Annotated in this window: 23 protein-coding genes; 17 read left to right on the top strand and 6 right to left on the bottom strand. The window is 44.4% G+C overall.

From position 1 onward, the window contains the following. Positions 1 to 2 precede the first annotated feature (2 nt). Genes sucC through MFMK1_RS13410 form a run of 3 tightly spaced genes read left to right on the top strand, consistent with a single transcriptional unit; the run spans position 3 to position 3,337 of the window. A complete protein-coding gene (gene sucC, locus MFMK1_RS13420; RefSeq protein WP_366922201.1) occupies positions 3 to 1,139 on the top strand; it encodes an ADP-forming succinate--CoA ligase subunit beta in 1,137 nt (378 codons plus the stop codon). Continuing rightward, positions 1,139 to 2,035, top strand: coding sequence for a succinate--CoA ligase subunit alpha (gene sucD / locus MFMK1_RS13415; protein WP_366922200.1), 897 nt, complete (start codon positions 1,139 to 1,141; stop codon positions 2,033 to 2,035). Before sucC ends, sucD begins: the two co-directional genes overlap by 1 nt. Positions 2,036 to 2,071: 36 nt before the next feature. Then, positions 2,072 to 3,337 (top strand): MFS transporter, encoded by a 1,266-nt coding sequence (locus tag MFMK1_RS13410; protein WP_366922199.1) that lies wholly within the window; start codon positions 2,072 to 2,074, stop codon positions 3,335 to 3,337. A 373-nt stretch (positions 3,338 to 3,710) separates the two neighbouring features. Here MFMK1_RS13410 and MFMK1_RS13405 read toward each other — a convergent pair whose 3' ends face one another. Beyond that, positions 3,711 to 5,144 carry a transposase gene (locus tag MFMK1_RS13405; protein WP_428846297.1) on the bottom strand — a complete coding sequence of 478 codons (1,434 nt, stop codon included), beginning with the start codon at positions 5,142 to 5,144 and terminating at the stop codon, positions 3,711 to 3,713. Positions 5,145 to 5,364: 220 nt separating this feature from the next. Between MFMK1_RS13405 and MFMK1_RS13400 the strand changes: the two genes are divergently transcribed. From MFMK1_RS13400 to MFMK1_RS13360, 9 genes are all read left to right on the top strand, one after another. Continuing rightward, positions 5,365 to 6,960: an ABC transporter substrate-binding protein gene (locus MFMK1_RS13400; protein ID WP_366922198.1), complete on the top strand. Its 1,596-nt coding sequence runs from the start codon at positions 5,365 to 5,367 to the stop codon at positions 6,958 to 6,960. 156 nt (positions 6,961 to 7,116) lie between these two features. After that, a complete protein-coding gene (locus MFMK1_RS13395; protein WP_366922197.1) occupies positions 7,117 to 7,872 on the top strand; it encodes a GntR family transcriptional regulator in 756 nt (251 codons plus the stop codon). Positions 7,873 to 8,007: 135 nt separating this feature from the next. Further along, complete coding sequence (locus MFMK1_RS13390) at positions 8,008 to 9,018, top strand: ABC transporter permease (protein WP_366922196.1); 1,011 nt, start codon at positions 8,008 to 8,010, stop codon at positions 9,016 to 9,018. Positions 9,019 to 9,246: 228 nt separating this feature from the next. After that, entirely contained in the window at positions 9,247 to 10,203 is a 957-nt protein-coding gene (locus tag MFMK1_RS13385) for an ABC transporter permease (protein WP_366922195.1), read from the top strand. Positions 10,204 to 10,250: 47 nt separating this feature from the next. Next, entirely contained in the window at positions 10,251 to 11,249 is a 999-nt protein-coding gene (locus MFMK1_RS13380; RefSeq protein WP_366922194.1) for an ABC transporter ATP-binding protein, read from the top strand. 1 nt (position 11,250) lies between these two features. Next, positions 11,251 to 12,258, top strand: a complete 1,008-nt coding sequence (locus MFMK1_RS13375; protein ID WP_366922193.1) for an ABC transporter ATP-binding protein — start codon at positions 11,251 to 11,253, stop codon at positions 12,256 to 12,258. Between the two features lie 219 nt (positions 12,259 to 12,477). After that, positions 12,478 to 13,851, top strand: coding sequence for an acyclic terpene utilization AtuA family protein (locus tag MFMK1_RS13370; RefSeq protein WP_366922192.1), 1,374 nt, complete (start codon positions 12,478 to 12,480; stop codon positions 13,849 to 13,851). A gap of 13 nt (positions 13,852 to 13,864) precedes the next feature. Further along, positions 13,865 to 14,185, top strand: a complete 321-nt coding sequence (locus tag MFMK1_RS13365) for a DUF4387 domain-containing protein (protein WP_366922191.1) — start codon at positions 13,865 to 13,867, stop codon at positions 14,183 to 14,185. 58 nt (positions 14,186 to 14,243) lie between these two features. Next, positions 14,244 to 14,975, top strand: a complete 732-nt coding sequence (locus MFMK1_RS13360; protein ID WP_366922190.1) for a gamma-glutamyl-gamma-aminobutyrate hydrolase family protein — start codon at positions 14,244 to 14,246, stop codon at positions 14,973 to 14,975. Positions 14,976 to 15,111: 136 nt separating this feature from the next. Here the strand turns inward: MFMK1_RS13360 and MFMK1_RS13355 are convergent, their stop codons facing one another. Together MFMK1_RS13355 and MFMK1_RS13350 are read right to left on the bottom strand one after the other, a co-directional pair. Next, a complete protein-coding gene (locus MFMK1_RS13355; protein WP_366922189.1) occupies positions 15,112 to 15,450 on the bottom strand; it encodes an eL43 family ribosomal protein in 339 nt (112 codons plus the stop codon). A gap of 75 nt (positions 15,451 to 15,525) precedes the next feature. Next, on the bottom strand, positions 15,526 to 15,717 hold the full coding sequence (locus tag MFMK1_RS13350) for a helix-turn-helix domain-containing protein (protein WP_366922188.1): 192 nt from the start codon (positions 15,715 to 15,717) through the stop codon (positions 15,526 to 15,528). A 223-nt stretch (positions 15,718 to 15,940) separates the two neighbouring features. On the opposite strand from MFMK1_RS13350, the gene MFMK1_RS13345 reads away from it, so the two are divergent. Next, positions 15,941 to 16,327 carry a helix-turn-helix domain-containing protein gene (locus MFMK1_RS13345; protein WP_366922187.1) on the top strand — a complete coding sequence of 129 codons (387 nt, stop codon included), beginning with the start codon at positions 15,941 to 15,943 and terminating at the stop codon, positions 16,325 to 16,327. A 281-nt stretch (positions 16,328 to 16,608) separates the two neighbouring features. Here MFMK1_RS13345 and MFMK1_RS13340 read toward each other — a convergent pair whose 3' ends face one another. Beyond that, positions 16,609 to 18,042: a transposase gene (locus tag MFMK1_RS13340; RefSeq protein WP_428846297.1), complete on the bottom strand. Its 1,434-nt coding sequence runs from the start codon at positions 18,040 to 18,042 to the stop codon at positions 16,609 to 16,611. Between the two features lie 158 nt (positions 18,043 to 18,200). Here MFMK1_RS13340 and MFMK1_RS13335 point away from each other — a divergent pair, with 158 nt between their 5' ends. Together MFMK1_RS13335 and MFMK1_RS13330 are read left to right on the top strand one after the other, a co-directional pair. After that, a complete protein-coding gene (locus MFMK1_RS13335) occupies positions 18,201 to 19,250 on the top strand; it encodes an REP-associated tyrosine transposase (RefSeq protein WP_366922186.1) in 1,050 nt (349 codons plus the stop codon). 320 nt (positions 19,251 to 19,570) lie between these two features. Further along, positions 19,571 to 20,551 (top strand): NAD(P)H-dependent flavin oxidoreductase, encoded by a 981-nt coding sequence (locus MFMK1_RS13330; protein ID WP_366922185.1) that lies wholly within the window; start codon positions 19,571 to 19,573, stop codon positions 20,549 to 20,551. Between the two features lie 167 nt (positions 20,552 to 20,718). Here the strand turns inward: MFMK1_RS13330 and MFMK1_RS13325 are convergent, their stop codons facing one another. Then, positions 20,719 to 21,255, bottom strand: a complete 537-nt coding sequence (locus MFMK1_RS13325) for a DUF1850 domain-containing protein (RefSeq protein WP_366922184.1) — start codon at positions 21,253 to 21,255, stop codon at positions 20,719 to 20,721. Continuing rightward, positions 21,252 to 22,277 carry a TAXI family TRAP transporter solute-binding subunit gene (locus MFMK1_RS13320; RefSeq protein WP_366922183.1) on the bottom strand — a complete coding sequence of 342 codons (1,026 nt, stop codon included), beginning with the start codon at positions 22,275 to 22,277 and terminating at the stop codon, positions 21,252 to 21,254. Before MFMK1_RS13320 ends, MFMK1_RS13325 begins: the two co-directional genes overlap by 4 nt. Positions 22,278 to 22,439: 162 nt before the next feature. Between MFMK1_RS13320 and MFMK1_RS13315 the strand changes: the two genes are divergently transcribed. Both MFMK1_RS13315 and MFMK1_RS13310 read left to right on the top strand, forming a co-directional pair. Then, positions 22,440 to 24,485, top strand: coding sequence for a transporter substrate-binding domain-containing protein (locus MFMK1_RS13315; protein WP_366922182.1), 2,046 nt, complete (start codon positions 22,440 to 22,442; stop codon positions 24,483 to 24,485). Beyond that, positions 24,478 to 25,851: a sigma-54-dependent transcriptional regulator gene (locus tag MFMK1_RS13310; RefSeq protein ID WP_366922181.1), complete on the top strand. Its 1,374-nt coding sequence runs from the start codon at positions 24,478 to 24,480 to the stop codon at positions 25,849 to 25,851. The genes MFMK1_RS13315 and MFMK1_RS13310 overlap by 8 nt, the downstream gene beginning before the upstream one ends. Positions 25,852 to 25,953 lie beyond the last annotated feature (102 nt).

Raw genomic sequence — 25,953 nt, 5'->3', positions numbered from 1 at the left:
CTTTGAATTTATATGAGTACCAGGTGAAACAGCTATTCAAAGATATAGGAATTAAGACACCAGCCGGCCAGCTTGCCAAAACCGAAGATGATGCAATTAACGCTTACCAATTGGTGGGACCGGAGGTCATGCTTAAATCTCAGGTGTTGACCGGCGGCAGGGGGAAAGCGGGAGGTATTAAAGCAGCTGCTGCAGAGGAAGAGGTTCTAGCAGTATTCAAGCAGTTGACCGGCCTAACCATCAAAGGACTCCCGGTCAAACAGGTGTGGGTTGAGGAGAAGCTTCAGATAGAACAAGAGTTTTACGTGGGAATTACCATATCTCCGGACGAACAGCTGCCTGTCTTAATTGTCAGCAGCAAAGGGGGCATGGATGTGGAAGAAGTGGCCCGGGAGTTTCCTGAGGCCATGGCCCAGTGTGTCATAGATATGAAATATCCTTTACATGACTATACAGTGCGAGAAGTACTGTCTCAACTTAATTTTCGGCATACCATCGCAAAACGGTTTGTGCCGCTTATTCAACGGTTGTACGATATTTATCTGCAATATCATGCTATCCTGTTGGAAGTTAATCCACTGGTGCTGACGGTGGATGGTGAGCTTGTTGCCGCTGATGGACGGCTGGCCATTGATGATAATGCACTCAATAAATATTCTACCGTTAAAAAATTGGCAGTGGAAACAGCCCAGGACACAGTGGAGCAGCGAATGAAAAAATACGGTATCGATTATGTAGAACTTGATGGTAATGTCGGTATCATCAGTGTCGGTGCCGGGGAAACCATGGCCACCATGGACTTAATCAGCCGTCAAGGGGGAAAGCCCGCTTGCTTTCTGGATTTTAGCGCCGGTGTCAATCCGGAGACCATAGCGTTGGCCTTAAAAACAGTTAGTTTAAGGCCGGAGGTAAAATCCATACTAATAAATATTTTTGGCGGTTTGACGCGTATTGACAAGGTAGCTGAAGGAATAGTGTACGCTATTAAAAAAATCGGTGATATTAAGCAGCCATTGACCATCAGGCTGGAAGGGACCAATGCCGAGCTTGGCAGGGAAGTTATTCAACAGCATGGGTTAGAATCCTGCCTTACTTTGCAGGAAGCAGTGTACCAGTCGGTGAAGCGGGGTGAAATATAATGAGTATATTAGTTGACAAATCCAGCCGGGTAGTGGTGCAGGGGGTTACCGGCAAAGAGGGCTCCTTTCATACTAGATCAATGAGGGAATATGGCACACATGTTGTTGCCGGAGTTTCACCCGGAAAGGGCGGTACTAGCTTTGAAGGCATTCCAGTGTTCAATTCCCTGGCCAGTGCGGTGGCAAATACCGGTGCGGATACGTCCATTATCTTTGTACCGCCGGCCTTTGCCGCCGACAGTATTTATGAAGCAATTGAAGATCAGTTAAAAGTAACTGTCTGTGTCACCGATGGTATTCCGATTCAAGAAATGATGTTAATTAAGCAAAAACTTAAGGAAAGCAATACGGTTCTCATTGGCTCCAACTGTCCGGGGCTTATTACTCCCGGGGAGGCAAAACTAGGAATTATGCCATCCCATATTTTCAAGAAAGGCCCTATCGGAGTGGCTTCGAGAAGCGGGTCGCTTTCCTATGAGGTCGTCTTTGGTTTGACCGAGAGGGGTATCGGGCAGTCAACAGTGGTCGGCGTTGGCGGAGATGGCGTCAAAGGCACTAATTTTACGGATTTGCTGCCAATGTTTGAAGCTGACCCGGAAACAGAGGTAATAGTGTTGATAGGTGAGATCGGTGGCGCTGATGAAGAACAGGCTGCCCAATATATTAAATCAAAGATTACCAAGCCGGTAGTTTCCTATATTATAGGTGCCTCCGCACCAAGTGGTAAAAAGATGGGGCACGCAGGCACTATAATTACCCATGGTAAAGGCACTTATCAATCCAAAATTCATGCCCTCCAAGAGGCGGGAGTACACTTAGCCCGCACCCCCTTGGAAGTAGCGGAAATAGTAGAGGAGATAAGCAAAGGTAAGCAGCTAAAGTCACAGGCAAACTAAGCGTTAAAATGTTTTTACGGGTCGGGGGGAAGAATCTTGGGAAAAAGATCATTAGGGTTAAAGGTCCAATGGGTTATGGTGCTTGTTATTACATTGTCCCAAGTAGCCGTGGCAATTGGCAACCAAGTGGTTTACCCTCTGACCCCTCAAATCAAGGAATACCTGCATCTTTCCACAAATCAGATTGGTTACTTTACCGCCGCAAGCTATGGGGGCGGGATCGGTATACTTTGGTTTTCGGGATGGATTACTGATAAGATTGGTGTCAAAAAAGTTCTTATCGCAGCTCAAATGTTAGTGGGAATTTCAATCATTTGTGCTGCATTTTCCGGCACTTTTGTGTCCATACTAATTTTTCTAGCTTTAGCAGGGGTGGGCTATGGAACAGTTACCCCTGCTGGTACCAAAGCAGTACAGTCATGGTTTTTAAATGAAAAAAACCAAGCAACAGCCATGGGACTAAAACAGACAGGGGTCCCTTTAGGCGGTATTATCGCCGCTTACCTATTACCGGTTTTAACATTATGGACCGGTAACTGGCGACAATCCTTGGCGATTAGCGGTATACTGATTCTTAGTTTAAGTTTCGTGATGTATTGGTATCAGGAAAATGAGCAGGATGATGTCCCGGATTCTTCAGTTAAGACATTGGAATTGAATAAAAAAACTATTACGCGAAAAGTTGTCATCCTCTCACTCTTTGCCATGGTTATGGGAGCGGCACAATTTGCGGTAATAGGTTATTTAACCTTATATTTACACGAAACCATTGGCCTAGACTCAGTCAATGCCGCACGTTTCTTGGGTATCAGCCTTATTGGTGGTGTCATTGGCAGGATGGAATGGGCTGTGGTAAGTGATTTTCTATTTAAAAACAAGCAGGAAAAAGTACTAATATTACTTAGTTTATTATCCGCCGGTTCTTTTTTTAGCCTAAATTTATTTGACTATTTTAAACCGGGCACCTTGGTACTAGCTGCAGTTTCTTTAGTGCTAGGAATAATAAATATTGGTTGGAATGCCGTCTTTTTAAACGCAGTGGCCAAGGAAGGCGGTTCAAGCAAAGCAGGTTCCGTGGTAGGTTTTAGTATGACCATCTGTTACATTGGCATCATTACTGGTCCGATACTATTTGGCCATATTGTGGAATGGAATCAAAATTATACAGTCGCATGGAACGTGCAGGGCGCCGTTTCCTTGCTAATGGGAAGTATTTTATTTTTTGAGAACTATCATAGCCGGTTGGTGTCACTTATTGGTGTCATATGGTGTCAGGCACCAATAAGTGACACCAATAAGTGACACTTTCAATCTGGTATATTAAAAAAAATAAAAATATTTTGAAAATTCTGCAGGAGATTCCTTAAGAAGGTAGAAAAGGTAGAAATACAATTAAATATCTGATTATTTTTTTCTGGTAACTGGTCATTACCAGTTATAACAACAACGCTGCAAACATATTATTTAACAGCGAACTAGTATCTTTTAAAGCGATGGTGGTTACTACCAGTGTTCAATATTTAGGTAATTGCGAAATTCAAAATTTAACGTAGGCAGCTAATCAGAAAGTTTAATAAAGAGGACAGAAAATTTTAAGCAGAGGTTGGACAGAAAAAATTCGGCACAAATAACCGCAAGTATTTTGCGGGTTGAAAGAGCAAGTATAAAGGATTTGCTAAGCCAAAAGAGGTTTAAGGCTTCTGATGAGTTCGTGTTTATGGAGTTTGTCTGCAAGAATAACGGTAAGCAGTTGAGTAATTCCTGCAAGGAGTAAGTCAGCCTTAATGGTTAAAGCATTTGTAGTTTTTCTGTTGGCGACGCCAAAATTGGATTTAAAGTGTTGAATGGTTTGCTCAATAACGCAACGATTTTTGTAGATATCAATCCATTCAGGGGTGTCTCTAATAATGCCAGGATAAAGTCTTAAGTCTTTTTCAGGATAGGTATAAAACATTCTACCAGAAGGAGAGTCGGAGCAAGGATGTTCACATAAAGTAATGCGTTTAGAACCTTTCCACTTCATTTTTGGGCAAACCCATTTATCTCTAACAACGCCACTCCTTAAGGGCGCTTTACCTTCATATTTCATGGGTAAAGAAGAATCTAACGGACACAGAGGTTGTCCAGATTCGTTGAACCCGGGTTCAGGGAGGTTCTTAGAACCTCGTTCGTTCAGAGGAATGACTGTTTTTAAAAAGTGACAATCCTTCAATAAAAAGTTATAGGAATCGTTTGTATCAAAAGCAGCATCGCCAATAAACGTGCTGGGTTTAAAATGAGTATGTGTTTTAAAAAAGTCGCGCAGAACAGGTTTAAGTGCTTTAGAATCGGATAAGGATTTATCTTCATCAGGGGAATCAGACTTTTTCTCTATTGGGATTTCAGGGTGTGCATTTATAAAGTCTTCATCAAAAAAGGAAATATTTCTGACTATACCAAGGCCATTTGTGAGCATACCAAATTTATAGACATAGCAAAAATGGCCATTGATGTAAAGCTGTTTGACATTTGGATTTGATGATGCGCAGGAAGGCATAATGCCGTATGCCATTTTGTATGGGTCAACAGAAGAGTTGCCTTTGTATTGAGACTTAAGCTGCTTGATTAAGCGATTGATAAACTTAGGATTATTCTCAGTAACGTAAGCTTCAACGCCAGAGGTATCAAAGACGAGATATGAAGCAAGTTCTGAGTTAATTTGCTCACAAATAGGTTCAGTTTGATCAACAAGGTTATCAAAAAGTGTTTGAAGATGTTTAGAAAAATCTTGCTTAAATCGTGTAAATTTTGATGCATCAGGTACTTTAGAAAAACCACAGAATTCACGGATTTCCTTGGAAAAATTCAAAAAAATAATCAGAAGCGCATCTGTAGGAATAGAAAAGATTCTCTGAATGATGAGTGCATAAAGAAAAGACTCAAGCTTAAATTTTCGTTTGCGACCAAAGTGCTTGTAAAAAGCCTGATAGAAACTCAGCGAAATATACTCTGAAAGTTGAATATGCTCTTCAAGAAGCGCTAGAAACCGAGGTTTATCCTTATCAACGAAATCAAGACAACCGTCATAAATATCAGATAGGGATAATTGTTTAAATTTCACAGAATAGATCTCCTTTCTTGTTGAATGTAGATATTGCCTGTTAACTATATTTTACACAAGACAAGTGAGGAGTTCTATATAACTAAGCAAGAAAAAAGATAGAATTTGCAAGGGTTGCGGCGTTTTGCAAACGCCTAGTGTTCAATATTCGAAAAGAGGAGGGATGTACAGCGCCAATAATCAGAATGTTGCCAAATTATTAACTATTTTGAAGAGGAGGTTTTATCCGATGAGAAAGCTGCTGTTTTTAGGGTTGACGCTGCTTTTGATAGTTGCTCTGACTGGTGTTGTCGGTTGTTCATCAGATACCCAACCCCAACAGTCCAACAATGAAGGGGAGCAAAAACAAGAACAGAACGAACAGGCTGAAATCAAAGTACTTACGGTGGCTATTCCCACCGAACTGGAATCATTGGACCCGGCAATGCATCGGGACAGGGTTACGGAAACGGTTATTCGCAACATGTTTGACGGTTTGGTGACCAGAACCACGGATATGGAAATTGTGCCTGAGATTGCAGAATCTTACGAACAGGTAACCCCCACCGAGTGGGTATTTAAAATTCGCGAGGGCATTACTTTCCATAATGGTGAAAAGTTGACTGCTGAAGATGTGGCCTTTACCTTTAACCGCATTATTACCGAAGGAGCGGTTGACGGTAAATCATCTCCCCGTAAGGGATTATTGGGAACATTGGAAAGAGTGGAACAGCTGGATGAATATACCGTAAAGTTTGTTTTGACAGAGTCCTGGCCCATATTTTTAGGTATGCTGCCTTTCCAGGAGATCGTGCCTAAAGATTATATTGAAGAAAAGGGCTCCGATTACTTCGCCAAAAATCCCGTAGGTGCCGGCCCGTTTAAGTTCGTGGAAGGCACCCTTAATGAGCAGGTTATTATGGAAAGATATGATGGCTACTGGGGTGGGTCCCAGGATATAGCGCCGGTGGGTAACGCCCAGGTGGATACGGTAATCTTTAAAATAATCCCCGAGGTATCCTCCAGGATTGCCGCTTTGCAGGCCGGAGACGTGCAGATAGTCCAGGAAATACCGCCTGATTTGGTGGAACAGCTGCAGGCTGATCCCGATATAGAGGTTAAAATGGCTGACAGTACCAGGGAAAGATTTATCGAAATCAACGTGAACAAGCCGCCCTTTGACGATGTCAGAGTGAGACAGGCAATGAATTATGCCATTGACTATGAAAGTATCGTAACACATATCTTAGGCGGCAACGGTGAGGCTTTAAAGGGGCCGTATATGCCCAAAGGCTTTGGATATAACGACAAACTGCCCGGTTATGGCTATAACCCAGAAAAAGCAAAGGAACTGCTGAAAGAGGCCGGGTATGAAAATGGGTTTGACGTGGTGATAGATGCCAAGGCAGACGAAAAGACAGCCACCGAAGCAGTGGCCAGTCAGCTGCGCGAGGTTGGCATTAATGCCTCAGTGCGTGTGTGGGAGTGGGGCGTCTTTAAGGAAAAGATTGCTGAAGGCCAGCGGCTGATGATTGCCAACAACTGGGGTAACGGCAGCCTTGATCCCGCAGGCATACTTGAACCTAAGCTGAGGACCGGCGGCAGAGGTAACTACTCATTCTATAGCAACGCCAGGGTAGACGAACTCATTGAAAAAACCATGTCAGAAACCGACTCGGCGAAACGGGCAGCCTACTGGCAGGAAATACAGGAAATTGTCTATGAAGACGCTCCCATGGTATTTGGTTATATTACCAAAGAGCTCTACGCCCAAAGGGCCAACGTGACCAATTGGGAACCCAGCCCCGACGGCAGAATCAATCTTCATGATGTGGGTTTGAAGTAAACAGTCAGAGTGTGGAAGAGATACCGGCCTTCTGGACTCGGGGGGCCGCCTTTTTCCTCTTAAAATGGCTGATTGTAAGTCCGCAGCCGGACATAAGCAGCAACAATTAAGAAGGAGGTGTATCCGAAAGCAGCCTGAGCTTTCGGGCAAATAATCATGAGCATACAGATAAACGGTGCAGAACCATTATATAAACAGTTAAAAACCATGATAGAGGAAGCTATAGCTAATGGGAAATTAATGCCTCATGAAAAGCTCCCTTCTGAACGAGAATTATGTGAAAAATACAGTTTAAGCCGTACAACGGTGCGGCAGAGTATCAGCGAAGCTGTCAACGAAGGTCTTTTATATCGAATTCATGGCAAGGGAACATTTGTGGCCAAACCTAAAATTGACCAAGAGCTGGAAAAGATCACCGGTTTTAAGGAAACACTGCTTCTCCGGGGACTAAATCCTTCCATTAAAGTATTGGAGATGCAGCGGACGGCGGCTGATTTGACTCTAGCCAGTGTCTTGAAGAAAGAAGTGGGGGATGAAGTGCTTTATCTGAGATTATTGGGGTTGGCCGATGAGGAACCCATGATTCTTTATAGCATTTATCTTCCGGCCATGCTGGATAAAAGGGAAGTGGAACAGCTGATAAGTACCGCAGATAAGGGTGAATTATTTTCCATGTTTATTAAGTACCATCAGAAAGTAGGTCTCACGCCCGGCTCTGCCCACCAGTCTTTTGAAGCGGTGGTGGCCGATGAAGAGACTAGTTCTTTATTAAAAATTAGCCAGGGAGACCCGCTGCTTAGGCTCACTTCCATCGGTTACTCTCGGGAAAAGCAGCCCATAGAATACCGTACTGCACACTATCGGGGAGATAAATACAGATTTAGTATGAAGCGTAAGTACTACAGCTATTAGAAGCCTATTTAAGAGGTAGTTCGAAAAGCTTACCGGCAGGGAGATTTGCCAGCTATGCTGGCTTAGTCGCACTTGTACCCAGAGGGTGAGAGCGGTTTTCAAACACTTATTTTAAGGAAGGCAGGTGAGATAATTGTGAAATCCATCAAAATTTTGGAAAGGCTCCTTATAGCAGTACCCATAATGTTGGCGGTGGCTGTGCTAGTTTTTCTCTTTATGCGTATGACCCCGGGAGATCCCATTGACTTAATGATGGGCAGCGGAGGAAATGTATCAGAAGCGGAAGTGACCGCATTAACGAAAGAGTTCAACCTGGATAAGCCTCTTCATGTGCAGCTGGGCATCTTTTTAAAAGATATCGCCACCGGTGATTTTGGGGAATCCTTTACTCAGCGGGAGCCTGTGACCGGCATCATAAAAAAAGCCCTGCCCGCCACCGTGGAACTAGCATTTGGCGCAGCATTTTTCGCCTTGATCTTTGCTATCCCCATTGGTGTTTATTCTGCGGTAAAGCAAAATTCCGTCATGGATAGGGCCAGCATGGCATTTTCCTTTTTGGGTATTTCTATGCCGGCCTTCTGGTTTGCAATTATTTTAATTATTGTTTTTGGGGTGAAGCTTCAGTGGCTCCCCATTACCGGCAGGCTGGACTACGGTGTGCAGCTGGAGCATATTACCGGATTTTACCTGGTGGACAGTATCGTCACGGGGAATTGGGCAGCCTTTAAGAATGCGGCTTCCCATTTGATACTTCCTTCAGTGGCACTGGGAATGCAGCTTTTATCCATACTGGCCCGAGTTTCCCGTTCCAGCATGTTGGAAGTATTGCGTCAAGACTACGTAATGCTTGCCCGAGCCAAGGGCTTGAGGGAATTTACCGTAATAGTCAAGCATGCCATGCGTAATGCCCTTATTCCCACTGTGACCGTATTGGGGATACAGGTGGGAGTGCTATTGGGCGGCAACATGATTGTGGAAACGGTTTTCGGCTGGCCCGGTTTAGGCAGGTTGGCAGTTGACGCAATCTTTAATAGAGATTTCCCGTTAATACAAGCAGTGGTGATGTTCTACGCCTTGACCTTTATCGTGGCAAATCTGGTAGTAGACGTCTTATACACCTATATCAATCCTAAGATATCATTATAATACGGGTTCGAAAAGGCCATTGTAGCAGGAGCAAGAAGTTCAAGGCCGCGAAGGCTCTCACCCAAGGGCATTAAGGCGACTAAGCCAACAAGTTGGCAAGTCTTCTTTAAGAGACGCGGAGAGTATTGGTGGCGAACGTGAGCAGTTTCAGAGACTGAGCAACGCAGAAATTTGCCGCTCACCTGCGATAACCTTTTGGAACAACTTCTATAAGGTGGTGACAAGGAAATGATACCTAAGACGGTGCAACAAAAGGAAGGGTTGGCAGATGAGGCTTACAGCCATCCCAGGTGGTACCTATTTACGATAAAGCTAAAAACATCCACCCAGGGCCTGTTGAACTTTATAAAGAAACTAAAAAAACACCCCTCCGCCATGACTGGGCTGGTCATCATTCTCATATTTATCGGACTTGCTCTCTTGGCACCCCAGATTGTGCCCCATGACCCCTTTAGCGGTAAATTGGCAGACCGCTTGGCTGCTCCCAGCTGGTTGGAAGGCGGGAAGGCGGAATTTTTCTTAGGCACCGACCAACAGGGACGAGATTTGTTGTCCAGAATCATTTATGGGGCCCGGATATCCCTCTGGGTTGGTTTTATCTGCGTCATAATTTCCACCACTGTGGGTACGCTGCTGGGGATTGTGGCTGGGTACTTTCGGGGTCGGTTTGATACGGTTCTTTCTCGGATTGCAGACCTTTTACTGGCTTTTCCCTTTCTCATATTTGCCGTAGGGGTAATGGCCTTTTTGGGGCCAGGCCTGATTAACTTAATATTGGCTTTGACCTTTAAGGGATGGGTTGAATTTTTCCGCTTAGTGCGGGGAGAAATGCTTTCAGAAAAGACCAAGGAATACGTGGAAGCCGCCCGGGCTAACGGCCAAAGCAGCCTACGCGTCATGTTCTCTGAAGTGCTGCCCAACATCATTCATACAGTTGTGGTATTGGCCACTCTGAGGATGGGTTTCTTCATAATCATGGAAGCTTCGCTAAGTTTCTTGGGACTGGGCATCCAGCCGCCTCAGCCGGCCTGGGGGTTTATGGTTAGTGACGGGCGTGACTTTATGATGAACGGCTGGTGGCTGTCTACATTCCCCGGTCTGGCTATCCTAAGTTTGATACTGAGCATTAATCTGTTCGGCGAAGGTTTAAGAGACATATTGGATCCGAGGCTGAAAATCAATTGACAGCAGGCAGTTGCACTTAAGGGGAGCTGTCTCATGGAGGTGATCTCATGTTGGAAATAAAAAATCTGTCCATGGCCTTTGAAACGGACAAAGGTTTAGTAAAGGCCGTCAACAACATAAGCTTGAGTCTAAGTAACAGTGAAATATTGGGAATTGTCGGTGAATCCGGCTGCGGTAAAAGTGCCACGCTGCTGAATATTCTTCGCCTGGTCCAGTATCCGGGGAGGATAATGTCAGGAGAAGTAATGTTTCAAGGTGAGGACCTGCTGAAAAAAAGCCGCAAGGAAATGCGTGATATCCGCGGCAAGGACATTGCCATGATTTTTCAGGACCCCATGACCACGTTAAACCCGGTCTTTAAGGTAGGCGAACAAATCCGAGAAGCCATGAGAATCCACGGCATCTTCAGCAACGTAAAAGGCGGTCTGCTGGGTAGGAAAAAGACCCTGGCCGAAAAGGATAAAGCCATGGATCTGATGCGGGAAGTGGGCATTCCTTCGCCGGAACGGCGCTATTATAATTATGCTCATGAATTCAGCGGCGGTATGCAGCAGCGTGCCTTGATTGCCATCGGCTTATCCTGTGAACCTAAACTGCTGCTGGCGGATGAACCTACCACTGCATTGGATGTTACAATTCAGGCACAGATTCTGGCCTTGATGAAGAAAATTAATGAAGAACGGGGTACCGGAATTATTCTGGTCACCCACGACTTAGGGGTAGCAGCGGAATTTTGCCATCGGATAGCTGTCATGTATGCCGGTAAGATTGTGGAAATAGGTAAAACAGAGAGGATTATGTCAAGTCCCAGCCACCCTTATACCCGGGGCTTACTCCGCTCCATTCCCAAAATAAGCGGTCGAAGGGAAAAAATCAGGCCAATACCGGGAAGTGTACCGGACCTTTTAAATATTGATGACAGCTGCGCCTTTCATTCCAGGTGCGATCAGGGGTCCGAACGGTGTCAGCAGCAAGACATTCCCATGATCGAGGTCGAAGAAGGACATTCAGCCCGATGCCTGTTATATAGCGGTGAGGAGGTGTAACATGGCAATTGTAGAAAGGGCGGCGGCCCATAATCCGCTCCTGCAAGTGGAAAATGCGAGAAAGCATTTCATTACCAAAAGAACGCTGCTGGAAAAGACATTAGTCAAAGCCAATGACGTGGTAGTAAAGGCTGTCGACGGGGTGGATTTAGAAATATACCCCGGCGAAATTGTCGGGCTGGTGGGGGAAAGCGGCTGCGGCAAATCAACCCTCGGTCGGATGATACTGCGTCTGTTGGAACCCACCTCAGGCAGTGTTAAATTTGACGGCAAAGATATTACGGAGATTTCCGCCAAGGGAATGAAAAAGTTTCGCAGCGAGGCCCAGATTATCTTTCAAAATCCATATGCATCGCTAAACCCAAGAAAAATGGTACGGGATATAGTGGGGGTGCCTTTAAGAAATTTGGGTATGCAGGAGCCCATCCGACGGGAAGAAGAAATTCTTAGGTTATTGGAACGGGTTGGGTTAAAGCCGAGACATATTAATTCCTATCCGCACCAGTTCAGCGGCGGTCAAAGGCAGCGTATCGGTATTGCCCGGGCCCTGGCCGTGAAGCCTAAGTTTATTGTTGCCGACGAACCGGTTTCTGCTTTGGATGTTTCAGTCCAGGCCCAGATTATCAACTTATTGGAGGAGCTCCAGGAGGAATATAATCTGACATATCTATTTATTGCCCATGATTTAAGTGTGATTCATTATATAAGTCACCGGGTGGTGGTAATGTATCTGGGCAAAGTAGTTGAAAGTGCGGAAACCGACGAACTGTTTAAAAACCCCGCCCACCCTTATACCACAGCCCTGTTGTCTGCCATACCTTTTGTAGACAAGAGTGAACGACGGGAGCGAATTCTCTTGGAAGGAACAGTACCCAGCCCCATTAATCCACCAAACGGCTGTCGCTTTCATCCACGCTGTTACAGGAAAAAGGGACGCATCTGTGAGGAAGAAGAACCGCAGTTGAAGGACTTGGGTAACGGGCACAAGGCAGCCTGTCATTTGCTTTAAGAGGATGTTCAAAAAGTCCATCGCAGGTGAGCGGCGAATTTCTGCGTTGCTCAGTCTTTGAGACTGCTCACGTACGCCACCAGTACGCTCCGCGTCTGAAAGCCTTCGCGCCTTGAACTTCTTGCTCCTGCTACAATGGACTTTTTGAACACGCACTTTAAGAGGTTATATTATAATATTTGGCTTTATCTTTAGTTAATATTGAAGGGGGATAAGAATATGTCGAACAACAAGCAAGAACTAAGAATTATTTGCCCCAACGGGCACCTAGGTTTTGCACCTACCAAAGAAGAAAGTTTTTATATCGGTGCCGCCACTAAACCAGATTATTACTGCTGCGATTCCGGCAGTGATGATATCGGTCCCGGACCCCTGGGTGCTGATACCTGTGCTAGCAATATTGAGTGGCAGAAGCACGACTTGGAATTAATGCTGGTGGCTGCCCGGGAGCAGGGAGTGCCCATGATTATTGGTTCTGCAGGGGACACCGGCTCAAACAGCAAAGTAGATATGTACGTGCAGATTATTAAGGACCTGGCCCGAAAACATAACATGCCCAAATTCAAACTGGCCTATTTCTACTCCGAGGTGAGCCAAGAGTACTTGAAGGACAAAATGAAGCAGGGTATTGCCATTGAAGGGTTGGATGGCAGGGAAGATCTGACAACGGAACAGCTGGAGGAAACAGATAGAATAGTGGCGGTGGCAGGGGTTCACCCCTATATCCAGGCACTGCAGATGGGAGCAGATGTAATTATCGGTGGTAGATCCAGTGACTGTGCCATCTTTGCAGCACCGGCTTTATTAAACGATTTTTCGGAAAGCCTGTCCTACTATCTGGGCAAGGTACTGGAATGTGCTTCCTTCTGCGCCGAGCCTTACGGTGCTAAAGAGAGCGTTATCGGCACCATAACCAGGGATGACGTCAAGGTTACCGCCATGCATCCTGACCAGCGGTGCACCGTCGCTTCTGTCGCCGGGCATGCAATGTATGAACGGTCCAATCCATTTTTCGAATACGTAGCCGGCGGTATGCTAGACATGACACGCTGCAGTTATGAGCAGTTTGATGATAAGACCTGCCGCATCACCGGCCCCGAGTTTACCCCAGTGCAAGATAAGGTAAAAGTTAAGCTGGAAGGATCCGGTAAGGTGGGGGAAAAATATATCGGCATCGCCGGCATTAGGGATCCCTATACCATTAAGAACATAGACCAAGTGGTAGAATGGTCCCGTCAGCAGGTAAGGGAAAAGTACGGCGATTCAGGATATGGACTTTATTTTAGGATTTACGGCAAAAACGGGGTGATGGGAGATTTGGAACCTGTCAAGGAAATCAAATCTCACGAGCTGGGCGTAGTAGTAGAGGGGGTTGCCCCCACCAAGGAGATGGCGGAGGAAATCACCTTGACCGGTACCCGGCAGCTGTTTTATGCCAGGCTGCCCGAGGTTAAAGGCACAGCAGGCACCGCCGCTTTTGTGATGGATGAAGTGCTTCCTGCGGGCGGCGCCCATGTCTGGACCATGAATCATGTGGTTCAGGTGGATGACCCCATGGAATTGTTTCCAGTAAAAATGATTGAAATCGGCTAAAGGAGGTCTACCAATGGTTAAAAAACTCTCTGATTTGGCAAAAACTATCAGAAGCAAAAACGCAGGTACAGATAAAGTCACTTTTGATATTATTTTTCGGGAAAAAGAAAACTACGAACTGGTTAAATCTAGTCAGGTGCTGACTGAAGAAACTGTCGCTCGGTTATTTAATATCCCCATCGACATGATATCTGACTTCGTGCACTTTGACCCGGCTTATGCGATTAAGTTCACCATTTACCGGCCTACTCCCAGCGGGGGTCCCGGTGAAAGGGATATCTTCGGCTGCCAGCAGTACCCTCCCTTGTTAGACATTGAGGTTCCTGTAGAATAGTAAATAAAAAGGGACCCTGTTTTTTGCAGGGTCCTTTTAAAAAATAAGGAGGATGATTATGTTTCCGGTAATTGGTATAAACTGTGCATACCTTCAGGATGAGGAATCAGCACACAAAGATAAGCTCCATCTCTACCGTCCCTATGTCCAGGCGGTGGAAAAATCCGGTGGGCTTCCCATCTTACTCCCCGTTGTAAGCAATAAGGATTTGGTTACCAGCTACATGGACTTGATAGACGGTCTGCTGATGACAGGCGGGGGCGGGCTCCATCCAAAGTTTGACCATGTGGAACCCCTGCCGGGCTTGGAAGAACAAAATCCCATCCGGCACCAATTTGATACCATGCTGGTAGAACAAGCACTAAACAGGGACCTGCCCGTCTTGGGAATATGCCGAGGGCACCAGTCTATTAACGAAGTCGCCGGCGGCACCACCAGGCTGAGCATCAGGGATACGGCTCAGATTGATCACAGCCAAACGGTGCCCAGAGAAGAATGCACACATGAAATCAGAGTCGTTCAAGGCACCGCTTTATATGAACTGCTGGGTAAAGAAACTATCAGTGTCAACAGTTTACACAGACAGGTGGTGGACCAGCTTGCCCCGGGCTTCAGAGCCAGCGCCTGGTCCGAAGACTACCTGTTGGAAGCCTTTGAAAGCTCTATTCATACATTTGTCATGGGAGTACAATTTCACCCCGAGAACCTAATGGAAATAAACCCCTTTTGGAAAATTTACCGGGCTCTAATCAAGGCTGCCCGCAATGGAATAGAAAAGTACATTAAATAAGTGACACCCATTGGTGCCTGTCACCCAGGGGTGTCACTTATTATTGTTTGCCCGGCATACCTGCCGAAGACGATGGGTAACTCCAAGGCCCCTCTAAAGATAATCTTTACCGCCCTGGCATGGAATCGCCGCTCCTTTAAATCTTATTACAAGGTTCATACATTATATACGTTACGGTAGATTTTTCAGTTATCTGCTGGGCGGAGTCCCTAAATTTCACGAGCAGTTTTATCCACACTTCATCACCGGGAACACCGGCTTCCGCAAAAGCTTTCCGGAGGGCTTCTTCTAATTCCTGACTGCTTTTATCCTGATGCTTCTGCACTAGGTCAACTAATTTTTTTTCAAGGTTAATAATATGGCTGTTTGTAGGAACATCTGATATGTCCTTCTGACAATGAGGACATATCCATATTCCGTTTAATGTAGCGCTGTAAGAGTTTTTATTGCAGTACGGGCAGGTTTTTTTTAACATTACTTTCACCTCGGTTCATTAAATAAAAATATCCATCTCACCCATCTTCCCGGGCTAATTTTTATCAGAATATGGTTACTCTAAAAAAATACTGCAATCAACAGCCAAGACCTCGGCCAATTTCTTTAATGTTTTTAGTGAAGGAATAGTTCTTCCCGTTTCAATATCTGACAGGTAGGTGTTTGAAATGTTGGCTTTTTTAGCGAGCTGATACTGCTTTAGGTTGCTCTTTAAGCGTTCTTTGCGCACTTTTTTGCCAATTTCCAATATTTCTCACCTCAATCCAATACCATTTTACGTAAAAACCGAAACACATGCAAACGCCAACAGTATCCAAATACTTTGACCAGTTGGCAAATTCTGCAAATTATTGGAGTATACGCCGAAATGCGCAGGCTTACGTAAAAAACGTATTAGTTTACAAAGTTTTAGTACAGCGATATACTAGAGAGACAAATACGTTATTTACGGAAAAAAGGTGGGTATACCTTTGGAAATTGGTAAACGTATAAAAAGTTTAAGGAAAGAGAAGAAACTGTCTTTAAAACAGCTGTCTGAAAGAACAGGCATATCCATCTCCTTTTTAAGCGATATCGAAAACGAGCGCAGCACGCCATCGCTTGAAAGAACTAAGGATATTGCCCAGGCGCTCAATACTACTGTCAGCTACCTGCTGGGTGAAGGCAGGGGTCCAGAAAATTCATCCAAGTTGCCGGAACAGACAGCAGGCGAAGAAATCCGTTACCTGTTGGGTAAACCGGAGTTAAAACTAGTTCTAGAAGAACTAAAACACTTTGAGGATTGGGACGAAACTGACCGGGCAGAGCTATTCTACTATCTGAAGGCAAAGCGTCTTATTAGAACAAAAAAGAAATAAGTGACACTTATGGTGTCAGGCACCACAAAGGTATCACTTATTTACTTTTCTAAAAAAACCGAACAAAAGTTCGCATAGTTGGCAGGAAATGTCACCTCAACGCAGAAACAATACGAAAGGGAATATATAGGTAATTGCGAAATTCAAAATTTAACGTAGGCAGCTAATCAGAAAGTTTAATAAAGAGGACAGAAAATTTTAAGCAGAGGTTGGACAGAAAAAATTCGGCACAAATAACCGCAAGTATTTTGCGGGTTGAAAGAGCAAGTATAAAGGATTTGCTAAGCCAAAAGAGGTTTAAGGCTTCTGATGAGTTCGTGTTTATGGAGTTTGTCTGCAAGAATAACGGTAAGCAGTTGAGTAATTCCTGCAAGGAGTAAGTCAGCCTTAATGGTTAAAGCATTTGTAGTTTTTCTGTTGGCGACGCCAAAATTGGATTTAAAGTGTTGAATGGTTTGCTCAATAACGCAACGATTTTTGTAGATATCAATCCATTCAGGGGTGTCTCTAATAATGCCAGGATAAAGTCTTAAGTCTTTTTCAGGATAGGTATAAAACATTCTACCAGAAGGAGAGTCGGAGCAAGGATGTTCACATAAAGTAATGCGTTTAGAACCTTTCCACTTCATTTTTGGGCAAACCCATTTATCTCTAACAACGCCACTCCTTAAGGGCGCTTTACCTTCATATTTCATGGGTAAAGAAGAATCTAACGGACACAGAGGTTGTCCAGATTCGTTGAACCCGGGTTCAGGGAGGTTCTTAGAACCTCGTTCGTTCAGAGGAATGACTGTTTTTAAAAAGTGACAATCCTTCAATAAAAAGTTATAGGAATCGTTTGTATCAAAAGCAGCATCGCCAATAAACGTGCTGGGTTTAAAATGAGTATGTGTTTTAAAAAAGTCGCGCAGAACAGGTTTAAGTGCTTTAGAATCGGATAAGGATTTATCTTCATCAGGGGAATCAGACTTTTTCTCTATTGGGATTTCAGGGTGTGCATTTATAAAGTCTTCATCAAAAAAGGAAATATTTCTGACTATACCAAGGCCATTTGTGAGCATACCAAATTTATAGACATAGCAAAAATGGCCATTGATGTAAAGCTGTTTGACATTTGGATTTGATGATGCGCAGGAAGGCATAATGCCGTATGCCATTTTGTATGGGTCAACAGAAGAGTTGCCTTTGTATTGAGACTTAAGCTGCTTGATTAAGCGATTGATAAACTTAGGATTATTCTCAGTAACGTAAGCTTCAACGCCAGAGGTATCAAAGACGAGATATGAAGCAAGTTCTGAGTTAATTTGCTCACAAATAGGTTCAGTTTGATCAACAAGGTTATCAAAAAGTGTTTGAAGATGTTTAGAAAAATCTTGCTTAAATCGTGTAAATTTTGATGCATCAGGTACTTTAGAAAAACCACAGAATTCACGGATTTCCTTGGAAAAATTCAAAAAAATAATCAGAAGCGCATCTGTAGGAATAGAAAAGATTCTCTGAATGATGAGTGCATAAAGAAAAGACTCAAGCTTAAATTTTCGTTTGCGACCAAAGTGCTTGTAAAAAGCCTGATAGAAACTCAGCGAAATATACTCTGAAAGTTGAATATGCTCTTCAAGAAGCGCTAGAAACCGAGGTTTATCCTTATCAACGAAATCAAGACAACCGTCATAAATATCAGATAGGGATAATTGTTTAAATTTCACAGAATAGATCTCCTTTCTTGTTGAATGTAGATATTGCCTGTTAACTATATTTTACACAAGACAAGTGAGGAGTTCTATATAACTAAGCAAGAAAAAAGATAGAATTTGCAAGGGTTGCGGCGTTTTGCAAACGCCTAAAGGGAATATAAGTTGCGAGGTGATTTTTTGTGGGCAGAAAACCGCGGATTGACTATGAGGGAGCCATTTACCATGTTATTCAGCGAGGGAACAACCGGGAGTATATTTTTGAATCGGACCGTCATAAAGGTTATTTTCTTAAACTCCTAGAGGAGATGGTAACCGAACATAATTTCAGGATTTTGGGTTACGTGCTGATGGGTAACCACTATCATCTACTGCTGCAGCGCACCAACAATCCTTTAAGATGTTTCATGCAGCAGCTCAACAGCCGCTATGCTCGGTATTTCAATAAGAGCATGGATAGAGTGGGGCACGTGTTTCAAGGGAGGTATAAGTCGCTGCTGATTAAGGACGAAAGCTACTTGTTGGCGGTGTTACGGTACATTCACCAAAACCCGGTAAAAGCCGGAATATACTCTCTCGCTGAGCAGTATTATTGGAGCAGCGATATATATTACAGGCGTTCTCTCCCAGGTTTTATCAATACCGATGTAATACTAAATGCCATATCTCCTGATCGTCAGGAAGCCGCTGTCGTGTACAAGCGTTTAATGCAGCAGCATGACGATAATAACTATGAAGAAGGAAGAGTTATCGGTGAAGCAGACCACATTGCAAATAGATCGGGAAGCAAGAAAATGACCCTTGTAGAAAGTGGCCAAGTAAATCCTTCGGACCAGGTAAATTCTCCGGAAAACGTCCAAATCAAAGCCCTAATAGATCCCCAAGAAAATAATCGAGTACAAATTCCGGAAAACGATCAGCCCAAAGGGCAGGGAGACACCCATCTAACCAGCAGAATAAAGATAACGGAAGGCACAGAGAAAATAAAAAAACGTGGGACAAAAGGAGAACCGCAGGACTGGCCCCCATTGGACGAAATCCTTCTCCAAAATTGCTGTACCAGCCAAGAGTTTCACCAACTTAAGTCCGGAAGAAGACTGCGTGATTTAACCCCGGCCAAAATTGCCTACATCAAAGATGCCAAACGTTACGGCTATTCTCCCGAGCAAATAGGCGCCAACATTACCATGAGCCGCACCGCCGTACTCAATTTACTGCAGCGAAGCCGTTAGCAAAAGTGTCACTTATTGGTGTCATGGTGTCAGGCACCAATAAGTGACACTTGCAGCGTTCCCGGTGCCCGTTCCCGGTGCCTGACACCAATAAGTGACACTTGCACCACGCGCGTTAAGATATTACATTCATTGGCACCATTATTGCAATATTAAATCAAGAAGCTGCTCTTTCCGGCGTGGATCTTTTCGGTGCTTGAAGGACTGGGGGTAAGCCGGCGATTACATCGATCAGTTGTTGACATTATTATAAAAGTGTCACAGTTATTGTAACCCTGTACGACATTGAGGAGCAGTTAAAAATTAATGGAGGTGCGAAAATGAAAACACGTATTACGGAGATGTTAGGCATCAAATACCCACTTGTCTGCGGTGGGATGATGGGCTTAGGCCGGGCAGAACTGGCAGCAGCTGTATCCAATGCCGGGGGCTTAGGAACAATTTCTGCCAACATCTTTTCTGAACAAGAAGAGTTAACCAAAGAAATTGAAAAGGTAAAGCAATTGACGAATAGGCCTTTCGCGATGACCATCAGTATGCTGCCCGAAATGCAGTCCGGTGAGATAACCAAAATGTACGTTCGCACCGCAATTGAACAGAAGGTGCCCGTGGTGGAGACTTCCGGCGCAAGCCCCGAGCCGTTTATTGGTAAACTGCAGGAAAACGGAATTAGAGTATTCCATAAGGTGCCTGCCGGGAAGCCTGCTGAGCGATATGCGTTAAAAGCGGAAAAGATAGGGGCCGATGCCGTCATTATTGCGGGCTTTGAATGCGGCGGTCATCCCGGAGAAAATCAGGTTAGTTCTTTGGTTTTTGTGCCAAAGGTGAAAAAAAGAGTGCAAATTCCTGTGATTGCTGCCGGGGGATTTGCTGATGCGTCAGGTTTTACAGCTGCTTTGGCTCTGGGAGCTGATGCAGTAACTATGGGTACCAGATTTGTTTTTACCGAAGAATGTATCGCGCATCCGGACACAAAACAGCGGTTGATTGAAGCCAGCGAAAACGACACCGTTCTGGTACAAAAGTCCATTAGAAATACCACTAGGGTGTTGGCCAACGAAGCAGCGGAACGAGCCTTGGGTATCGAGGCAAGAGGCGGCGGACTTCAAGATCTGATGGCTGTCATTAACGGTAAGCGCGGTCGCGCTGCATGGCTGGAAGGGAAACCGGACCTTGGCCTGCTGGCGTGCGGCACCGCCGTGGGATTAATTGACGAAGTGAAGCCTGTTCAGGCGGTGATTGAAGAGATAATCAGTGAATCTCAAGGAGTTATGGCTCAGTTGAAGCAAATATTTGGCTAGAAATTCTTTATAGCGCTCATAAAGTTGTTTAACCTTGTCACGATATATCTACGAGTAAAAACGATATAAAAACACCACCTGAGTTTTAGACATCACGAATGGTGTTAGCAAAAATGTCACTTATTAGTGCCTGACACCAAAGTTGGCAAAAGTGTCACTTATTGGTGTCACTTATTGGTGCCTGACACCGGCATAGGTGCCTGACACCAATAAGTGACACCGGCAATGAAAATGCGGTAGTAAACCGCCCGGGGTAAGTTCACCTTGACCTGCTCAATGATAAGGTTCCTGTCCCCTGGGGCAACGTCCTGCAATAGAAGCACCTTTCTACCTGTATCTAGCCGGTGTCCGCTGCGAGGAGAAATTGTTAAGGGGAGAAAATCAAGTTCCCTATTAATACCTCTTATCACTATCCATCCGTCTTTAAAGAAGATTTCGTCACCTTCGTTAACAGGCGAACCGGCGCCGAAAGCCTTAAATCGGGTTTCAGTTAACTTAATTTTTCCGTCAGCCAGCCGATAAGTTTCCTGCCAGGGTTCAAGCTCTACAGAATGAATCCATTCCAAACTAAAAGTATTGTTTTGAGTAAAAACTGCCGTTAGTATTTTCCCGGTATCCTGGTCCTTAATTGCTAGAATGGGCACTAATGGAATGAACCATAAAGCCAGCATGACAACAGCCACAACGATAGATTTGTTTCTCATGGCGAAACTTGGGGCTCTAATACTCCCATTTCCCGATAATACCTCTCAGCCCCTTGATGTAATGGAATTGGCATACCTTCTACAGCGGTGTCTAGGAGGATATTATCTGCAGCAGCATGGGTACTCCTTAAGAAATCGGTATTCTCAAAAATTACTTTCGTTAGTTTATATACGAATTCCTCGCTAAGCTCTTCTCTAGTAACTATAAGGTTTTTTACACCTACCGTAGCGATATTAGTGTCAACACCGGGATAAGTAGCACCAGGAATAATAACGTCGGTGTAAGCAGGGGAAACCTCTTGAAGTTTAGTTATTATTTTATGGGAAACTGGTATCAGCACCAACTGCTTTTCTGCCGCCAATTTGCTTACCGCAATGTTTGGAATGCCGGACGACAAAACAGCGACGTCAATAGTCTCGTCTCGTAAGCCCTGAATCGCTTCGGCAAAAGATAAGAAGTGTTCTTCTATATCATCATAAGTTAATCCAGCAGCAATCAGGACACGCTTTGCATTAATTTCGGTACCGCTGCCGTGGGCGCCTACCGCCACCCTTTTTCCCCTGATATCTGCCAGCGAAGCTATTCCTTTATCTTTGGTGGTAATCAGATGCAGATAATTGGAATACATGGCTGATAATCCTCTAATATTGGTCAATGGTTTGCCTTCAAATCTACCTTGGCCATAATAAGCATCAGACACTGTATCCGCCATAGCAAATGCCAATTCTCCTTTGCCGCGGGCCAATTTGTAACAGTTTTCCGCCGAAGCGCCAGTTGATTGAAATGAAACTGCCACATTCAAATTTCGGTGATATATTTCCGCTAAGGCACCGCCTAGGGGGAAGTATACTCCGGACGTACCCCCGGTCAATATAGTAACTGCTTCTCGGGTAGTACTGCTGTTGGTGTTTTTCGGCCCTGAGCCATTTTCTGCATTTGACCATAAAGATAGGCCACTGCACCCTAAAAAAGTGGCAGTGATCAGCAAAATTATCGCAACCCAGAATATTGCTTTTCTCACTGTTACTGCTCCTTTCATCAATACGTACCTAACACGTACCTACCCGTAACAAATTATCCTCGGGAGGATTAATTACCACCAGCGTAGAAAGATAACTGAACATTGTTATCTGGTAAAGTCCTTACTGTGCCTATAGTTTATATGATACCTGGGGGTATGTAAATGATAAACCGCCTAATGCAGATACTGATAGTACTGACCATGGCATTAACCCTAGGTACTATATCGCCGCCTGAGTCAATGGCCAGTTTATCGGAACTGAAAGCTTCTTCGCCAGAATCAACAGTAAAAATAGCTGTCCATAAATATCTCCCCCCATTTTCCTACTATAATGAAAGAGGGGAATTGACAGGTTACAATATAGACTTAATCAACGCTGTAGAGGACCTCGGCGGTATAAAAATAGAACTGATACCGCTTGAATGGGCTGATGCGATAGCTGCTTTAGAGACAGGTAAAGTAGATGCTGTAGCCGGAATGAAGTATACCCAAGCAAGAGACGACCTCTTTGATTTTTCTGATACAGTGTTTACCATATCAGAGACTATTGTTGTTCCCTCATACATCGAAGGTATTGAACATTTGGCAGATTTGAAAGGTCATACAGCGGCTATAGAACATTCGCAAATGCTGGAGGGTTTGCTGAGCAATATCCGGCGGGTAAGAGTCAATGTGGCATTCAACCAAAAAGAAGCGCTAGACTTACTCCTCAGCGGCAGGGCCGACGCATTTATTGGTAATCCTTGGACCGCTAAACGCCTGCTAAAATCTTACGGGATGGAAGGTAAATATAAATTGGTAGGTGGCCCCATTCAACCCGCTGATTATGCCATCGCCGTACGCCAGGGCAATTATCAACTGCTTGAGAAGCTCAATTCTTCATTAAAGACGATCCGGGCCAATGGCCAGTTTGATCATATTTACTACTCATGGTTTGACGAAAAACTATCTTTTGTCACTGCCCCTTTTACAAGAATCATTCAGGTGCTGGCGGTATTTATAGTAATTTCAACCCTGCTTGGCCTGCTTTGGAACTATAACTTGCGGTTAGAAGTAGCTAAACGTACCAAGGACCTTTCCCAAGCTAATATCAATCTGAAAGAGCAGCGGGCATTACTTGCAGAAAATGATACCTTTAAAGAGCAGATTTTAACCAGTGTAAAAAATGGTATTATCACCTTGGACCTTGACGGGACAATATCTACCATTAACCCGGCGGCGCTTAATATATTGAAATTAGAAAATAAGTCCCGCCTATATCAAACCCACTATCAGAGTTTAAACCGGCTGAACTGCATGTTGGTACCTTTCCAAAAACAAATTGCCAACCGGGAAGAAGTGCAGCAGGCGGAAGTAGAGATGTCTATTGATAAACAGGTAAAAAACATCACCTGTGATATTTTACCATTACTTGATGTGCAAGAAAATATTATGGGCACCCTCATCACCATCCAGGACCGTACCAACGAAAGGAAACTGCAGCAAAAGCTGATCACCCAGGAGAAAATGCGCGCCTTGGGTCAATTAATTGCCGGTATTGCTCATGAAATACGCAACCCCCTAACTTCTATAAAGGCGTTTACGGAATTGTTACCCAGAAAGCATCATAACCCTCTGTTCAGGGAAGAAATGGCGACTTATCTTCCCAAGGAAGTCAACCGACTAAACGGTATCGTTGAAGGCCTGCTGGACTACTCGCGGCCCAAAAAAGCGGAACAAAAAACTTTCAATCTCTCCCAGTGGCTGGACTCCATTCTGATTTTATTTACAAAAACCTTTGCAGATAAAGGAATAAGAGTCCGTACTGAAGTTAATAAAGATCTGACTGTTTTTGCCGATCCCAACCAACTTAAACAAGTAGCTCTCAACCTAATTTTTAACGGTATAGATGCTATGGAGGGATGCAGCAAAAAAGAACTAGTGATCAATGCCGTACCAAACGGAGATAAAATTTTTATCAATTTTACAGATTCAGGTCATGGTATACCCAGTCACCAGCTAGATAAAATATTTGACCCGTTCTTTACCATGAAAACGACGGGTGTTGGGCTGGGTTTGACAGTTAGCTACCAGTTGGCCAAAGAAAACCATGGGGAAATCACCGTATCCAGCGTGTCTGGTCAGGGAACCACGGTAAGACTGCAGGTTCTTTGTATGGCACCGGATCCGGATGTAAGGCTAGATCGAAGGAGGACTGCAGGTGCATGACATTTTAATCATCGATGATGAAATAGCCATTTGCTCATCTTTAACATTTGCGTTAGAAGATAGTTACCAAGTCAGTACGGCAACCAGCGCAGCCGAAGGTCTGGATAAATTAAATGAAAGGTCATTTTCAGTAGTGCTGCTGGATTGGCGGTTGGGAGAGAGTGACGGGTTAGCGGTTCTGGAGGAAATTAAAAGAGATTTCCCCCAAACGGTTGTGATAATGATGACAGCGTACGGCACCGTGGAGTCCACGGTAAGGGCTATGAAACTGGGAGCCTACTACTATATCACCAAACCCCTGGACGTAAAGGAGTTGCTGTTGCTGCTGGATAACGCTGTCGAATACTACAGACTTTCAGCAAAAGTTAAATACCTTGACGAAGCATTTAGCGAAAGCTATGGAGGTATCATCGGCAAAAGCAAGGCGCTGCGCCGGGTTTTTCGCCTAATTGATAAAGTTAAAGACATTGATTCAAATGTTTTAATTACTGGCGAAAGTGGTACCGGCAAAGAGCTGGTAAGTCGGGCCATTCATTTTTTGGGAAAGCGCAAAGAAGGCCCCTTTGAAGTTATCAACTGCGCCGCTATCCCCGAACCCCTCCTGGAAAGTGAACTATTTGGTTATCAAAAAGGGGCTTTCACCGGCGCGGTACAGAATAAGGTGGGAAAGCTTATCGTCGCTAACAGCGGTACTTTAATGCTTGATGAAGTTGCAGAGATGCCTCTCTCGCTTCAAGCCAAGATACTCAGGGTAATTCAACAACGAGAAGTCACACCCTTAGGTTCAAATAAATCTCTTCAAGCTGATGTACGTATTCTCTCAGCCACAAATAAGGATTTATTGGAGCTGGTGAAACAAGGGAAATTTCGCGAAGACCTTTATTTTCGGCTCAATGTAATTCCCATCCATATCCCCCCTTTAAGGGAAAGAAGAGAAGATATTTTGTTGCTAATAGATTATTTTATCAGTCGCATCTGCAAAAGTATGGGTAAGAAAGCAAAGCAGCTGGATGCAGATACCAAACGCATTTTATTGGAACATCATTATCCGGGCAACGTGCGGCAGTTGGCAAACATTATCGAGTACGCCGTGGCTATCTCCCCCGGGCAGGCAATTACTAAGGATGATCTTCCAGAGTATCTAGACGCATGGGCTTCCTTAAATGAGAACAAGCAAGAGACTTCAGACCCGTCTGCCGAAATATCCATAAATATCGGCCAGTCCATGTTGGAAATAGAAAAAAGGTCAATAGAGGCAACTCTTAGACACCTAAACGGGCATCGAAAAAAAACAGCGCAAATGTTGGGTATCAGCGAACGGTCTCTAAGAGATAAGATTAAGAAATACAAGATAATAAAAGAGTGAAGTTGATAGAAAAAAATGCCGCCCGGCAAATTTTGCCGCTAAAAGCGGCATTTTTTTCTTATCCCTCTGCCATAAAGGTTATCGCCGAACTTATCCCGTCAT

The organism is Metallumcola ferriviriculae (genome assembly GCF_035573695.1).
Classification (GTDB): domain Bacteria; phylum Bacillota; class JADQBR01; order JADQBR01; family JADQBR01; genus Metallumcola; species Metallumcola ferriviriculae.
Note: the sequence above shows the minus strand (reverse complement) of the source record. Positions and strands in the feature narration are given on the sequence as shown.

Bases quoted from the DNA above. Each gene is read 5' to 3' on its own strand.
- MFMK1_RS13360 (WP_366922190.1), top strand. From the start codon at position 14,244: ATGTTTCCGGTAATTGGTATAAACTGTGCATACCTTCAGGATGAGGAA.
- MFMK1_RS13375 (WP_366922193.1), top strand. From the start codon at position 11,251: ATGGCAATTGTAGAAAGGGCGGCGGCCCATAATCCGCTCCTGCAAGTG.
- sucD (WP_366922200.1), top strand. From the start codon at position 1,139: ATGAGTATATTAGTTGACAAATCCAGCCGGGTAGTGGTGCAGGGGGTT.
- MFMK1_RS13315 (WP_366922182.1), top strand. From the start codon at position 22,440: ATGATAAACCGCCTAATGCAGATACTGATAGTACTGACCATGGCATTA.
- MFMK1_RS13330 (WP_366922185.1), top strand. From the start codon at position 19,571: ATGAAAACACGTATTACGGAGATGTTAGGCATCAAATACCCACTTGTC.
- MFMK1_RS13385 (WP_366922195.1), top strand. From the start codon at position 9,247: ATGATACCTAAGACGGTGCAACAAAAGGAAGGGTTGGCAGATGAGGCT.
- MFMK1_RS13400 (WP_366922198.1), top strand. From the start codon at position 5,365: ATGAGAAAGCTGCTGTTTTTAGGGTTGACGCTGCTTTTGATAGTTGCT.
- MFMK1_RS13370 (WP_366922192.1), top strand. From the start codon at position 12,478: ATGTCGAACAACAAGCAAGAACTAAGAATTATTTGCCCCAACGGGCAC.
- MFMK1_RS13380 (WP_366922194.1), top strand. From the start codon at position 10,251: ATGTTGGAAATAAAAAATCTGTCCATGGCCTTTGAAACGGACAAAGGT.
- MFMK1_RS13325 (WP_366922184.1), bottom strand. From the start codon at position 21,255: ATGAGAAACAAATCTATCGTTGTGGCTGTTGTCATGCTGGCTTTATGG.
- MFMK1_RS13395 (WP_366922197.1), top strand. From the start codon at position 7,117: ATGAGCATACAGATAAACGGTGCAGAACCATTATATAAACAGTTAAAA.
- MFMK1_RS13355 (WP_366922189.1), bottom strand. From the start codon at position 15,450: ATGTTAAAAAAAACCTGCCCGTACTGCAATAAAAACTCTTACAGCGCT.
- MFMK1_RS13365 (WP_366922191.1), top strand. From the start codon at position 13,865: ATGGTTAAAAAACTCTCTGATTTGGCAAAAACTATCAGAAGCAAAAAC.